General features: G+C 60.7%; 15 protein-coding genes. 14 read left to right on the top strand and 1 reads right to left on the bottom strand.

Annotated elements, in window-relative coordinates:
• Positions 1-4: 4 nt before the first annotated feature.
• From CLV89_RS02300 to CLV89_RS02275, 6 genes are all read left to right on the top strand, one after another.
• Positions 5-868, top strand: a complete 864-nt coding sequence (locus tag CLV89_RS02300; protein ID WP_106162003.1) for a carbohydrate ABC transporter permease — start codon at positions 5-7, stop codon at positions 866-868.
• 14 nt (positions 869-882) lie between these two features.
• The gene (locus CLV89_RS02295; protein ID WP_106162002.1) at positions 883-1,680 is read left to right on the top strand and encodes a carbohydrate ABC transporter permease; all 798 of its coding nucleotides are present in this window, start codon (positions 883-885) and stop codon (positions 1,678-1,680) included.
• A 1-nt stretch (position 1,681) separates the two neighbouring features.
• The gene (locus tag CLV89_RS02290) at positions 1,682-1,960 is read left to right on the top strand and encodes a DUF2160 domain-containing protein (RefSeq protein WP_106162001.1); all 279 of its coding nucleotides are present in this window, start codon (positions 1,682-1,684) and stop codon (positions 1,958-1,960) included.
• 300 nt (positions 1,961-2,260) lie between these two features.
• Positions 2,261-2,656, top strand: coding sequence for a BlaI/MecI/CopY family transcriptional regulator (locus CLV89_RS02285; protein ID WP_106162000.1), 396 nt, complete (start codon positions 2,261-2,263; stop codon positions 2,654-2,656).
• Positions 2,646-3,785 (top strand): M56 family metallopeptidase, encoded by a 1,140-nt coding sequence (locus CLV89_RS02280; RefSeq protein ID WP_106161999.1) that lies wholly within the window; start codon positions 2,646-2,648, stop codon positions 3,783-3,785. The genes CLV89_RS02285 and CLV89_RS02280 overlap by 11 nt, the downstream gene beginning before the upstream one ends.
• A gap of 106 nt (positions 3,786-3,891) precedes the next feature.
• Entirely contained in the window at positions 3,892-4,554 is a 663-nt protein-coding gene (locus tag CLV89_RS02275; protein WP_106161998.1) for a GntR family transcriptional regulator, read from the top strand.
• A gap of 33 nt (positions 4,555-4,587) precedes the next feature.
• On the opposite strand, the gene CLV89_RS02270 is transcribed toward CLV89_RS02275, so the two are convergent.
• Positions 4,588-5,514 carry a carbohydrate kinase family protein gene (locus tag CLV89_RS02270; RefSeq protein WP_106161997.1) on the bottom strand — a complete coding sequence of 309 codons (927 nt, stop codon included), beginning with the start codon at positions 5,512-5,514 and terminating at the stop codon, positions 4,588-4,590.
• Between the two features lie 381 nt (positions 5,515-5,895).
• Between CLV89_RS02270 and CLV89_RS02265 the strand changes: the two genes are divergently transcribed.
• From CLV89_RS02265 to CLV89_RS02230, 8 genes are all read left to right on the top strand, one after another.
• On the top strand, positions 5,896-7,308 hold the full coding sequence (locus CLV89_RS02265; RefSeq protein WP_106161996.1) for a cytochrome ubiquinol oxidase subunit I: 1,413 nt from the start codon (positions 5,896-5,898) through the stop codon (positions 7,306-7,308).
• A gap of 11 nt (positions 7,309-7,319) precedes the next feature.
• Positions 7,320-8,324, top strand: coding sequence for a cytochrome d ubiquinol oxidase subunit II (gene cydB, locus CLV89_RS02260; protein ID WP_106161995.1), 1,005 nt, complete (start codon positions 7,320-7,322; stop codon positions 8,322-8,324).
• Positions 8,324-8,419 carry a DUF2474 domain-containing protein gene (locus CLV89_RS02255; protein ID WP_106161994.1) on the top strand — a complete coding sequence of 32 codons (96 nt, stop codon included), beginning with the start codon at positions 8,324-8,326 and terminating at the stop codon, positions 8,417-8,419. Before cydB ends, CLV89_RS02255 begins: the two co-directional genes overlap by 1 nt.
• A 305-nt stretch (positions 8,420-8,724) precedes the next feature.
• Positions 8,725-10,341 (top strand): peptide ABC transporter substrate-binding protein, encoded by a 1,617-nt coding sequence (locus CLV89_RS02250; protein ID WP_106161993.1) that lies wholly within the window; start codon positions 8,725-8,727, stop codon positions 10,339-10,341.
• A 71-nt stretch (positions 10,342-10,412) separates the two neighbouring features.
• Entirely contained in the window at positions 10,413-11,342 is a 930-nt protein-coding gene (locus tag CLV89_RS02245; protein WP_106161992.1) for an ABC transporter permease subunit, read from the top strand.
• Positions 11,339-12,271, top strand: coding sequence for an ABC transporter permease (locus CLV89_RS02240; protein ID WP_243394911.1), 933 nt, complete (start codon positions 11,339-11,341; stop codon positions 12,269-12,271). The genes CLV89_RS02245 and CLV89_RS02240 overlap by 4 nt, the downstream gene beginning before the upstream one ends.
• A gap of 3 nt (positions 12,272-12,274) precedes the next feature.
• The gene (locus tag CLV89_RS02235; RefSeq protein ID WP_106161991.1) at positions 12,275-13,237 is read left to right on the top strand and encodes an ABC transporter ATP-binding protein; all 963 of its coding nucleotides are present in this window, start codon (positions 12,275-12,277) and stop codon (positions 13,235-13,237) included.
• The gene (locus CLV89_RS02230) at positions 13,234-14,211 is read left to right on the top strand and encodes an ABC transporter ATP-binding protein (protein WP_106161990.1); all 978 of its coding nucleotides are present in this window, start codon (positions 13,234-13,236) and stop codon (positions 14,209-14,211) included. The genes CLV89_RS02235 and CLV89_RS02230 overlap by 4 nt, the downstream gene beginning before the upstream one ends.
• Positions 14,212-14,328: the final 117 nt, after the last annotated feature.

The raw sequence follows: 14,328 nt of genomic DNA, 5'->3' as shown, positions 1-14,328 counted from the left end.
GCAAATGAAAACCGAAAACCAAAAAGCATGGTTCTTTGTGCTGCCGGTCCTGCTGCTGGTAGCCTTCAACGCCTTGATCCCGATGATGACCGTCGTCAACTACTCCGTGCAGGAGACCTTTGGCGACAACGTCTTCTTCTGGCAGGGCCTGGACTGGTTCGAACAGATCCTGCGCTCGGACCGGTTCCACGCCGCCCTTGGCCGGCAGTTCCTGTTCACCTTCCTGATCCTGATCATCGAGGTGCCGCTGGGCATCGCCATCGCGCTGTCGATGCCGCGCCAGGGCTTCTGGGTGCCGGTTTGCCTCGTCCTGATGGCGCTGCCGATGCTGATCCCGTGGAACGTGGTTGGCGCGATGTGGAACATCTTCACCCTGCCCGACATCGGCCTTCTGGGGTACTTCCTGAACCATACCTTGGGCATCAACTACGACATGACGCAGGACCCGATCGCCGCCTGGGTGACCATCGTCACCATGGACGTCTGGCACTGGACCTCGCTCGTGGTGCTCCTGTCCTATGCTGGTCTCGTATCGATCCCTGACGCCTATTACCAGGCGGCCAAGATCGACGGCGCGTCCAACTGGTCGGTGTTCCGCTACATCCAGCTGCCGAAGATGAAGACCGTCCTGACCATCGCGATCCTGTTGCGGTTCATGGACAGTTTCAACATCTACACCGAGCCGTTTGTGCTCACCGGCGGTGGCCCCGGCAACTCCACCACGCTCCTGTCGATCGACCTGGTGAAAATCGCCCTTGGTCAGTTCGACCTTGGTCCCGCCGCGGCGATGTCGCTCATCTACTTTGCAATCACGCTTCTGGTCAGCTGGCTGTTCTACACGCTGATGACCAAAGACGATCAGAACTAAGGGAGGGACCAGATATGCAGAAACGTTCCATCGTCCCCATCGTCTATATCCTGTTCCTCATGCTGCCGATCTACTGGCTGGTGGCGATGAGCTTCAAGACGACCAATGAAATCCTCTCCGGCTTCTCGCTGTTTCCGCAGACCTTCACGCTGGAAAACTACAAGGTGATCTTTACCGATCCGACCTGGTACTGGGGGTACATCAACTCGATCCTCTACGTATCGATCAACACGGTGATCTCGGTCTGCGTAGCGCTTCCTGCGGCTTATGCCTTCTCGCGCTACCGCTTTCTGGGCGACAAGCAGCTGTTCTTCTGGCTGCTCACCAACCGGATGGCCCCGGCGGCGGTCTTTGCCCTGCCCTTCTTCCAACTCTATTCCGCTGTGGGGCTCTTTGACACCCATCTCGCGGTGGCGCTGGCGCATTGCTTGTTCAACATTCCGCTGGCGGTCTGGATCCTCGAAGGCTTTATGGGCGGCGTGCCCAAAGAGTTGGACGAGACGGCCTATGTCGACGGCTATTCCTTCCCGCGCTTCTTCGTGTCGATCTTCCTGCCTGCCATCAAGGCCGGCGTCGGCGTGGCGGCCTTCTTCTGCTTCATGTTCTCTTGGGTCGAACTGCTCCTGGCCAAGACCCTGACCGCCGTCGCGGCAAAACCGATCGCCGCCACCATGACCAAGACCGCATCCTCTGCAGGCTACGAGTTGGGCCTGCTGGCGGCGGCGGGTACACTGACCATCATTCCGGGCGCCATCGTGATCTATTTCGTCCGCAACTACATCGCGAAGGGCTTCGCGATGGGGAGAGTTTGATATGCTGAGCTGGATGGCCTGGACCTGGCCCACCGCCCTTGTGTTCATCGGGATCTTCTCTGCCATCGGCGTGCTGATCCTGTTGGAAATCCGCACCCCCGGCGGCGATGCCCGCAAAGGTATCCTCGGCCTGACCACGACCCGAGGGGACCGGTTGTTCATCACGCTTCTGGGCACTTCCTACATCTTCCTGGCCTGGCTGGGGCTGGTGGGAATGCCGCTCTGGATTCCACTGGGTCTGGCAATCGCCTGGGGAATCTTCAGCTTCTGGAAGGTGTAACGCGCCATTCCAGACACACTTAAGAACGGTCCTGAGGGCTCATCTGCACCTCAGGACCATCTCGGCAAACCGTCACCGCGCCGCCTCACACGCGCCGCCGGCGGTCCGGCCATCGCCTCTCCTGAGACGTAGAATCGGCGCGCGGAAGCGCACAATTTTACAACCCGGCGCAGGTCCCCCACGCATCTTCTAAAAAAATAGTTTTCGTCAAAGCCAAATTCCCCTAGCATCACATCTGATCCCTTGAAGATCACCGTGACTTCTCCCCCGGTCGCGGCCCGAACAGCAAAGCTTGGACATATGCGCAAGAAACAGGACCATTCCCTTCTGACCGAGGTCGAACTCGAATTCATGACCGTGGTCTGGGATCTGGGTCAGGGATCCGTGCGTGATATCCTTGCCGAGCTGAATAAACTGCAAGAGCGCGCCTACACATCCGTGGCCACTGTTCTCAAGATCATGGAACAGAAAGGGTTTCTGACCAGCGAGCGGGTCGACCGTTCCCTCGTCTACCGCCCGGCCATTCCCAAGGCAGACTATCAAAAGACGTCGCTCAAAAACCTGTCGAGCAAGCTTTTCAACGGCACGCCTGCGGCCCTCGTGGCCCGGCTGGTCGATGATGAGGACATCACCGATGACATGCTCGAAGAAATGCGTGCCCTTCTCAATGAAAGGCTGGGGGACAATGAAATCTGATGCGCTTCTGAACGCCTACATAGATCTGAACCTTCTGGTGGGTGCCGGTGCGCTGCTGTGGCTCGCCGCCCGCGCAGGGTTGCGACGGACCTCCCTTGCCACCGTCTACGGCCCGCAACTGCGACTGTTGAACAGCATGACGGTGCTGCTGGCGCTGACACCCGTGCTGGTGTTGATCATGAACGCCAGCGGTCTGGGGCATCCGCCGACGCTGTCGGACATGCTGGTCTCGCAATACCTGCAGGGCAATGTGAACATGTCCGCCACGCAGTTCGAAGCGATGATCGGCATGCGCGAGGATCTGGTGCGGGATCTCACCGCCAGCCAGGCGATCTGGAGCCGCAGCGTCGCTGTGCTGCTCATCAGCGGAGCCGCCATTTCTGCCGTGCTGCTGGGACATGCCATCCTGCGGCTGCGGAGTGCCCTTGCCTCGGCCTACCTGTGGAAACGGATTGGTCGCGTCGATTTGCTGCTCAGCGACCACACCGCCGTGGCCTATTCCACTCGGGGTCTGCGTCGTCTTTACGTGGTGCTGCCGACCTCACTGCTGAACGATCCGCGGGATCTGCGTCTGACGCTGGCGCATGAGTTGCAGCATTTCCGCCAGAAGGACGTTGAAACCGCCTTCCTGATGGAATGTCTGCGTCCGCTGCTATTCTGGAACCCGGCCTATTACCTGTGGCGCCGGGACATGCGGTCGGTGCGGGAGTTTGCTTGCGATCAGGCCCTGGGCGCCCGCGCGCGCTTTGACCTGCGCAGCTATTGCGAATGCCTGATCCGCGCCTCTGAACGGGCCCGCCGGACGCCGATCTTCCTCAGCTCCCGCAGCCCCTCTGTGGCGCTTTTGGACCGGCGCGAGATCCTTCGGGCACCGATCCTTGCCCGCCGCATCATCGCGATCACGGAACGTCGTCCCGAAGGACGCCAAGGGATGGTCTGGGGCGCGGTCGCCGCTGTCATTGCCGGAGCGGTTCTGGCCACGGCTTTCCTGATCCAGCGCCCCGGTGATTGGAGCCATGATCGCATCATGCTCTCGACCATCGTAAACCTTGAGCGTATGGCAAACCGCAGCAGCGCGCAGGCCACGGTGACGGCACTGAACGCGGGTTTTGCGACCTCCGCCAATTAAGTCCGGGTCGACAGCAACAGCCCTCGGTAAATCGCCCTGCTCAAGACCCAAACGCTTTGCCCTGCCCTGCCTTCCTCGCTATGAACCGCTCGAGGAGAGACATGTCATGAAACTGCAGCCCATCGATATTTCGAAAACAGCCTCTGCCGCGTCGATCGTGTTCGATGCGCTGCGCAAGGCCATTATCGAGGGTGAGCTGGAAGAAGGCACGCCGCTGCGCCAAGACGAGATCGCCCGATTGTTCAATACCAGCCGCATTCCAGTGCGCGAGGCAATCTCTCGGCTGGAAGAAAAGGGACTGGTCGCCTCACAGCGGTTCAAAGGCGCCGTCGTCGCCGGACTTGACCTCGATGAGCTGCGCGAAATCTTTGAATACCGCGCCCTGATCGAACCGGAGGTCATATGCCGCGCCGTCCCCCGCATGGATGGTGAGGCGCTAGAAGAGGCCAAGTCTTTCTTCCACGGTTTGAACTCCACCTGCGACCCCATCGCCTGGGGGGATCTTAATCGCGGCTTCCATGAACGCCTCTACCGTGCGGCACGCCTGCCCTATCACGAGGACGCCATCGACAAAGCGATGGATCGTGTGGACCGCTACTTGCGCGCTGCATTGATCCGGTCGGGGAATGTGGCAAAATCCAATGCGGAGCATCTGGCGATCTGGCAGGCCTGCGCCGACGGTGACGCCGACCGCGCAGCGGAGCTGACCCGAGTTCACATCACCCAATCCTGTGCCGGGCTGGTTCAGAACATGCAGACCCGACGCTGACCTCACCGCCTCGGGTCCAGCCCACTGCTTGCGTCAGAGTTCGTCGAGCCAAGGCGGGTTTGCCCCCGCCCGCGACACCGTGATCGCAGCAACCTTGGCCCCGAAGGACAAGGCCTGCTTGAGATCCTCTGGCCCCAGCCTACGCACGGCTGCCTTTGTCATAAGCCCCATCTCATCAAGCCGCGCCATCACGCCAGCATTGAAGGTATCACCTGCACCGACGGTATCAATCACGTCCGCACGCTCAGCCGCGACCTCAACCATATCGCCGTCTGGCAACAAGCCGATTGCTCCGTCAGCGCCACGCGTGACCAGAACCACCGCCGGACCACAGGCCTGCAGCGCCACGGCCTGTGCCTGCAGGCCCGCATGATCCGGCATGATCCAGGCCAGGTCCTCATCCGAGACCTTTACCATATCCGCCCGTGCCAGCATGGCCATCAGCCGCGCCCGATACCGCCCCTCGTCCGGCGCGAACCCGGGCCGAATGTTGGGGTCCAGCACAACCGCGCGCTCCGCCCCTTCTCGGTCAAGGAACGCGGCATAGGTATCGGCGCAGGGTTCGCAGGCAAGGCTGATACCACCAAAGAACAACGCGCCAACGTCAGGCGTGACCTTTGGCAACACATCTGTCGTGATCATCCGACCAGCCGTGTTCTCGTCATAAAATGCATAGCTTGCGTGGCCATTCTCGAGCTTGACGAAAGCCAGCGTTGTCGGCCTGTCAGATCTGACGAGGTAGTCCACCGCAACATGACTGTCGCCCAGCGCCGTCGCCAACTGCGTTCCAAAAAGGTCGTTCGACACGCCGCTCAGCAGCCCAACCTTGCGCCGCAGACGACCCAGCGCAATCGCCGTGTTGAAAACTGCGCCACCGGAATGGGCCACAAAGGCGTCCTGCCCGGATGCCGTCCCCGTCGGGATCATGTCGATCAGCGCTTCGCCACAACATAAGATCATTATTTCGGTCCTGCCCTCTTTTCGATGAAACCGGCCCGCGCAGAGCCAACTTGCAAGCACAGTTTAGCCGCCCGCAAATGTGGGCGCTAACATTTTTCAACTTTCCTGACAAACTTTTCCGCATCTTCGCTGCAAAACGCCCCTAGCGGCGCGAGGCCACCACATGGCGCGTTCTTCAGGGCATAGCTCGCCAACAGATTGCATAGCTGAAATTGAGATTTTTTCATTCAAAACATCACATTAGATAGATACTGATCGAGTGACGCTCGGCCGCAAGCGACAGCTTGACGCGCGACATGGGCGCGCAAAGGCACATGTGACAGATTGTTTTTAACGGCGGGTGGGTAGAAGTTGCCCAAAGATCTACGGCAGGAGATTCCTATGCTGGACGGCACCACAGCCGAAACTTTGGCGCGTATACAATTCGCTTTCACCGTATCATTTCACATCATCTTTCCGGCGTTCTCGATCGGGCTGGCAAGTTTTCTTGCTGTACTGAATGCGCTCTGGCTGCGCACCCGGAACGACACCTATCTTACTCTCTTCGACTACTGGAAAAAGATCTTCGCCGTCGCGTTTGGCATGGGCGTCGTCTCTGGCATCGTGATGGCTTATCAGTTCGGCACCAACTGGTCGGTATTCTCCGACAAGGCCGGGCCGATCATTGGACCTCTGATGGCGTATGAAGTGCTCTCGGCCTTCTTCCTTGAAGCGGGTTTCCTCGGCATCATGCTGTTTGGACGCAAGCGGGTCGGCGACAGGCTGCACATGTTTGCCACCGCCATGGTTGCCTTCGGCACATTGGTATCCGCGACCTGGATCCTTTCGGCGAACAGTTGGATGCAGACGCCCGCGGGCTATTCCATAGCCGCGAATGGCCAGTTCATGCCCGAAGACTGGTGGCAGATCGTGTTCAACCCCTCCTTCCCCTATCGGCTCATGCACATGGTGTTGGCGGCCTTCCTCACCACCGCCTTTGTCGTCGGTGCGGTGGGTGCCCTGCATCTGCTGCGCGATCGTGCCGACAAGGAAGCCAGGCGAATGTTCTCGATGGCGATGTGGATGGCGCTGATCGTGACACCGCTCCAGATTTTCATGGGGGACGCCCACGGCCTCAACACGCTGGAGCATCAGCCGGTCAAAGTCATGGCGATGGAAGGCCATTATGACAGCCACCCCGACGGCGCACCTCTGATCCTCTTTGGCATCCCGAACCCGGAGGAGAAGCGCATTGATTATGCCATTGAGGTGCCAAAGCTGTCCTCCCTGATCCTCAAACATGATCTGAACGCGCCGATGGAGGGCCTCGATACCGTGCCGGACGCGGACGAACCGCCGCTCACCATCGTATTCTTCAGCTTCCGTGTGATGGTGGGGCTTGGCTTTGCCATGCTGGCCGTTGGGCTCTGGAGCGGTGCCGCCAGGCTGCGTGGGCGCCTCTACGAGAGCCCTTGGTTGCATCGCGCCTGCCTTGTGATGGGGCCGTCGGGGTTTGTGGCGGTGCTTGCAGGCTGGATCACCACAGAAGTTGGACGTCAACCTTTCACGGTCTATGGGCTGCTGCGCACCTCGGACAGTCTAGCACCGGTCGAGGCACCTGCGGTTGCCACCTCGTTGATCGCCTTCGTCGTGGTCTACTTCTTCGTCTTTGGCGCGGGCACTGCATATATCCTCGCCATGATGAACAAACGACCTGCAACATTGCGCCTCGGCCTGCGCAATGCGCCGGTGCGCGCTGCAGGTATGCTTGCGCCGCGCGAGATCGAACCGCTCACCCCGAAGACTCAAAACTGAGGAGCCGCACCATGGAATTCGACCTTGCATTCATCTGGGCGGGCCTGATCGCCCTTGCAGTTCTGACCTACGTCATCCTCGATGGCTTCGACCTTGGCCTTGGAATCCTGTTCCCCTTTGCCAAATCGAACGAGGAACGTGACCTGATGATGAATTCCGTCGCTCCGGTCTGGGACGGCAACGAAACCTGGCTGGTGATGGGAGGCGGTGGACTGTTTGCCATGTTCCCATTGGCCTATGCCGTTATCATGCCGGCGCTCTACATTCCGATCATGTTGATGCTGCTGGCGCTGGTGTTTCGCGGCGTATCCTTCGAATATCGCTGGCGTGCGCAGAGATACAAATGGGTGTGGGACGCAGCCTTCGCCGGCGGGTCGCTCTTGGCGGCCATCTGTCAGGGCATCGCCCTCGGGGCGCTGGTGCAGGGGATCGAGGTTGAAGGCCGCGCCTATGCCGGTGGCTGGTTCGACTGGCTCAGCCCCTTCTCCTTGACAACCGGTCTGGCCGTGGCCGTGGGCTATGCCCTGCTCGGCGCCTGCTGGCTGATCATGAAGACCGAAGGGGACATCCATCACCACATGCGGCGTCTGGCGGTGCCCTTGGCAATCGGCACTTTGGCTCTGATTGGCGTCGTGAGCCTGTGGACACCGTTTCTGGACCCGGTCTATTTTGCGCGCTGGTTCAACCTGCCCGGCAGTCTTTGGAGCTTCTGCGTCCCGGCTCTGATGGCGGTTCTGATCTGGTTGTTGTTTTCAGGCCTGAAAAGCGGGAAAGACCAACAGCCCTTTTTTGCGGCACTGGGGATTTTCACCACCTGTTTTATTGGCCTCGGCGTCAGCTTCTACCCGATGATGGTCCCCCCATCGCTGAGCATCTGGGACGCCGCAGCACCAGACAAAAGCCTGTCCTTCACCTTGGTTGGTGCCGCCATCCTGCTCCCGGTGATCCTCGCCTATACCGCCTATGCCTATTGGGTGTTTCGCGGCAAAATGGACCCGAGCGAAGGATATCACTGATGCGCCGCTGGCTCTGGTTCCTTGGCCTATGGTGTCTCAGCGTCGCGATGCTTGGTGTCGTGGCCATGGCGATCCGCTGGGCAATCATGCCGTGAGAGGCGCGACGTCGCGCGCCTCCATAAATCTATCGCAATTTGCGCTGCCGCATATGCGCGTCAGCTTGCATTCCCTCTGGGAATCTGGCCCGCTGGCGCTTGTTCAATACGCTGTCGGAACAGGAAAGGCCGTGCGTAGAATTGACGTAGCGGAACCGTTTACGCGCCCAAGTACCGCATTTTTCGGCAATAACTTGCACACTACCGGCCTCATTCGAAGAATTGCGGTAATTTAACGCTTCTCAGTTTCTAGCTCCTCAGGCAGGGTATTGGATACAATAACCAATCAATAAAGAGGGAGACCCATGTCCTACAAATCGCTTCTCATACCCGCCCTGCTGTCCGGCACCATGCTCAGCCCGGCCTTTGCCGCCGACGTGCCTGCAGATGCCAACCTCGCCGCCGACCAGACCTTCACCTACCGTGTCATGGATGAATTCTCCTCCTTCGACCCGCAGGTCGTCGAGGGTGTCGTCGGCGCCGAAGTGGTGCGTGACCTCTTCGAAGGGCTCTACAACCAAGATGCGGACGGCAACAACGTCCCCGGCGTCGCGCTCAGCCATGAGGTCAGCGAAGACAATATGACCTACACGTTCACGCTGCGCGACGACGCCAAATGGTCCGACGGCAAGCCGGTGACTGCGGGGGATTTTGTCTACGCCTGGCAGCGCGCGGTAGAGCCCGAGCTGGCCTCCCCCTATGCGTGGTACATGGAGCTGATGTCGATCGACAACGCCTCCGCCATCATTGCGGGCGAGAAGCCGATCACCGATCTGGGCGTCTCCGCCCCTGACGATCACACGTTGGTGGTGCAACTGAGCCAGCCATTGCCCTATTTCGACAAGATGGTCAGCCACGCCACCACCTTCCCGGCGCCGAAATGGGCGATCGAGGAACATGGCTCCGAATGGACCCGGCCGGAAAACATGGTCTCCAACGGCGCCTATATGCTGACGGAACACGTGCTGAAGGAACGCTCCGTGCGCGAGCGCAACCCGATGTACTGGGACACCGACAAGACCGTGATCGACAAGGTCGTGACCCTCAACATCGGCGACGAGGCCCAGGGCCTGACCCGCTACCGCGCCGGTGAGGTCGACAAGACAGAGATCCCCGCAGGCCAGTATCCGACCCTGAAGGAAGAGTTCCCCGACGAGGCCTATGCCCTGCCCCGCCTGTGCAACTATTACTTCACCTTCAACGTCAAGAACGGCCCCGAGGCGTTCAAGGATGCCCGCGTGCGTCAGGCGCTCTCCTACGCCGTTGACCGCAGCGTGATCACCGACGCTGTGTTGCAGGGCGGCCAGTTCCCGGCCTTCACCTTCACCCCCGGTGCCACAGCCGACTTCGAGGTGCCCGAGGTCGAGTATTCCACTATGACCCAAGCCGAGCGCGACGCGAAGGCCAAGGAACTGCTGGCCGAGGCGGGCTATGGTCCCGATGGAGAGAAGCTTGCCTTCAACTACCTCTACAACACCTCTGAATCGCACCAGCAGGTGGCCATCGTTGCCTCGCAGATGTGGAAGCAGAAGCTCGGCGTCGACGTGACGCTGGAGAACCAGGAATGGAAGGTGTTCCTGGAAACCCGCGGCAACCAGAACTTCGATATGGCGCGCGGCGCTTGGTGTGGTGACTACAACGAGGCCTCCACCTTCCTCGATCTGCTGACTTCGCCCTCCGGCTACAATGACGGCAAATACTCCAACGAGAAAGTCGACGCCCTGATGACCGAGGCGAAATCCTCGCAGGACACCACCCCGCTCTATGCCGAGGTCGAGAAGATCCTGGCGGACGAGATGCCTGTTGTGCCGGTCTATCACTACTCGACCAACATCATGCTCGACAGCTCAGTACAGGGCTGGCCGATCCACAACGTCGAGCAGAACTGGTACTCCAAGGACCTCTACAAGGTCGCCGAGTAACCCCTTCTGAAACATCAACAACCCATCGCCCCGGTCGCCATCGCGCAGCCGGGGCGTCATGAGGCAGTTACATGTTGAACTATACCCTGCGCCGCCTGTTCACGGTGGTGCCGACGCTATTGGTTCTGATCGTCTTCTCGTTCTACCTGATGCGTCTCGCCCCCGGCGGGCCCTTCACCTCCGAAAAACCCCTGCCGCCCTCGGTCATGGCCAATGTGCTGGAACGCTACGGCATGGACGAGCCGCTCCATGTGCAGCTCTGGACCTATATCAAGAACATCGTCTTCCATTTCGATTTCGGGCCCTCCTTCAGCCAGAAGGACCGCACCGTGAACGACGTGATCGCACAGGGTTTTCCAGTGACGCTCACCTACGGGTTCTGGTCGGCGGTCTTCGTGCTGGCCTGCGGCATCCCGCTCGGCATCATCGCAGCACTTCGGCACAATTCGTTCTGGGACTACTCGATGACCGGGCTGGCGATCTTTAGCCAGATCTTCCCGAATTTCGTGCTGGCACCGATCATGGTGCTGCTGTTCACCCTGTCCTGGGGGCTGCTGCCCGGCGGCGGCTGGAATGGCGGCCAATGGGAATACATCATCATGCCGGCGGTTGCGCTCGGCACCTCCTACATGGCCGGGGTGGCCCGCCTGACGCGGGGCTCCTTCCTTGAGGTGATGAATTCACCCTTCATCCGCACCGCCCGCGCCAAGGGCCTGCCGGAACGCACCATCATCATCCGCCACGCGCTGAAACCCGCGCTCTTGCCCACACTCACCTACATGGGGCCGGTCTTTGTCTACATGATCACCGGCTCCGTCTTCATCGACGTGTTCTTTTCCACCGGCGGCATCGGGCAGGACTTCATCGACGGCGCCTATAGCCGCGACTACTCCATGCTGCTGGGGCTTGCGATCCTCTATTCGGTGCTGACTTTCACCCTGAACCTGTTGCTCGACCTTGCCTACGCCTGGATCGACCCAAAAGTGCGGAGCAAGCTGTGAGTACTGCCAAGAAACAGATGAACGCCCCCGCCTATGCCGAGGCCGCCGCGGAGGAGATGATCACCTCCCGCTCGTTCTGGGCCGATGCCCGGCAGCGCTTTCTGAAGAACCGCATGGCCGTGGTCTCGGTGCTGATGCTGGTGCTGCTGGTGCTGTTCGCCATCTTCGGCCACAGCCTTGCGCAGTGGAGCTACGAGGAAATCGACTGGAACGTCCTCGGAAAGGTCAAGACCGAGGGCGGCCCTACGCTGGCCAATGGCCATTACTTCGGCGTCGATGAGCTGGGCCGCGACCTTTATGCCCGCGTCGTGCAGGGCAGCCAGACCTCCCTGCTGGTGGGCTTCCTCGCCGGTACCGCCTCGGTGATCCTCGGTTCTGTCCTCGGTGCCACGGCGGGCTATTTCGGCGGCCGCACCGATCAGATCATCATGGGCGCCTATACCATCTGGCTCTCAATCCCCTACATCATCTTCTTCGTGGTCTGGCAGGCCTTCTTTGGCCGCTCGCTGACGCAGATGATCCTGGTGATCATCCTGGTGAACTGGACCGCTGGCCTGTTGATCGTGCGCGGTCAGGTGATGATGCTGAAGAACCGCGAATTCGTGGATGCCGCCCGGATGCTGGGGATGAGCGATTTTGCCATCATCTTCAAACACCTGATGCCCAATATCCTCTGGGTGATCGTGATCTACACCTCGATCGTCATCCCCGAGGTCATCATGATGGAAAGCCTCGTCTCCTTCCTCGGCGTCGGCATTCAGGAGCCCAATACCTCCTGGGGGGCGCTGATCTCCGAAGGGGCCCGCACCATGACCTTTGGCACCCTGTGGCAACTGGCCTTCCCGGCTGCCTTTTTCGTGATCGCACAGGTCTCCCTCTACTACATCGGCGACGGTCTCCGTGACGCCCTCGACCCGAAGGACCGCTGAGACATGAGCCTTCTTTCCGTCAACAACCTGAACATCCGCTTCCGCACCGGCGATGGCTACGTGCATGCGGTCAATGACGTCAGCTTCGACATCGCCAAGGGCCAGAAACTGGCCGTGGTGGGCGAGAGCGGCTCCGGCAAGTCCCAGATCGCCATGTCGATCATGGGGCTTCTGGCCAACAACGCCGAGGCCGAGGGCGAAGTGCTCTACGAGGGGCAAAACCTGCTGACCCTGCCCTCCGCCAAACTGAACCGCATCCGGGCCAAGGATATCGGCATCATTTTTCAGGACCCGATGAGCTCGCTCAATCCCTACATGAGGATCGAGCGCCAGCTGGGCGAAGTGGTGGAACAGCACGAGGGGCTGTCACGCAGCGATGCCCGCAAGCGCGTGCTGGAGGTGATGGAGGCGGTGCAAATCCCGGATGCAAAGAACCGCCTGACCGCCTATCCGCACGAGTTTTCGGGCGGCATGCGGCAGCGGATCGTCATTGCCATGGCACTGATCTGCAAGCCGAAACTGATCCTCGCGGATGAGCCGACAACCGCGCTCGACGTCACCGTGCAGGCGCAGATCATGTCGCTACTGGACGAGATCCAGCGCGAGCTTGGCACCGCCGTGATGCTGATCACCCATGACCTCGGCGTGGTGGCGGGGTTCTGCGAGGACACGCTGGTGCTCTATGGGGGCCGGGTGATGGAGGCGGCACCGACGCTCGACCTGTTCGACGCGCCGGGTCATCCCTACACCCGTGGCCTGCTGCGCGCGGTGCCCAATATCAGCGATGCCAGCGCCAGCCTTGCGGCGATCCCCGGCAGCCCGCCGAACCAGACACGCGCCCCTGTCGCCTGCCCCTTTGCACCGCGTTGCGTCGACGCCATCCCCGGCTGCCACCAGACCCTGCCGGAGCTAACCGGAGACCGCCAGCAACGCGCCTGCATCCGCCCCGTGGAGGAGCTGACATGACCGATCCGATCCTTTCCGTCTCCGACCTCAGGGTCACCTTTGCCATCAATCAGGGTAAGAAATGGCCCTGGTCCCCGGCCAATGCGCTACATGCCGTCAATGGCGTCGGCTTTGACCTGCACCGGGGCAAGACGCTGGGCATCGTGGGCGAGTCCGGCTGCGGCAAATCCACCCTGATCCGCGCCATCGCCGGGCTGGTGACACCTTCCGGCGGCACCGTGCAACTGGACGGGCGCACCATGGACTACAGCCGCCGCGCCGACATGCAGGAATTGCGTCGCCGGATGCAGATGATCTTTCAGGATCCCATTGCCTCGCTCAACCCGCGCATGACCATCCGCGATATCGTGGCCGAACCGCTGACCTATTTCCGCCCCGACATGTCCGGCGCGGAGCGCAAGCGCGCCACCCGCGAGATGCTGGATCGTGTCGGCATCCCGGAGCGCAACTTCAACCGGTTCCCGCATGAATTCTCCGGCGGCCAGTGTCAGCGCATCGGCATCGCCCGGGCGCTGGTCTCGACGCCGCAGGTATTGCTGTGTGACGAACCGGTCTCGGCGCTGGATGTGTCGATTCAGGCGCAGGTCATCAACCTGTTGAAAGAGCTGCAGGATGAGATGGGGCTGACGCTGGTGTTTGTGGCGCATGACCTTGGCGTGGTGCGCCATATCTCGGACGACGTGCTGGTGATGTATATGGGCGGTGTGATGGAAAGAGCCCCGGCAGGCGCGGTGGTTGACACCCCCCGCCACCCCTACAGCCAGGCGCTGTTGTCGGCGGTGCCGGTGCCGGATCCGCGGGTGAAAACCACGCCACAGGTGCTGAACGGCGACCTGCCCAGCCCGCTGAACCTGCCGCAGGGCTGCCTGTTCCAGTCCCGCTGCCCGAAGCGAATCGATGCCTGCCGCAGCATCCGTCCGGAGCTGAAAGGCCCGGAAAACGCCAAGGTGGCCTGCCTGCTGGAAGAGACCTGATCCGCGCCACACCTGCGCCGCATCACTTAAACCACAAAGGCCCCGGACGGTTTCCGGGGCCTTTTTTTATGGGCTGACACCAGAGCAGCGGAATTAACCGAAAATTTCTGCAAGCTG

The organism is Tritonibacter scottomollicae (genome assembly GCF_003003215.1).
Classification (GTDB): domain Bacteria; phylum Pseudomonadota; class Alphaproteobacteria; order Rhodobacterales; family Rhodobacteraceae; genus Epibacterium; species Epibacterium scottomollicae.
This window is presented reverse-complemented; position numbering and strand designations above follow the sequence as displayed.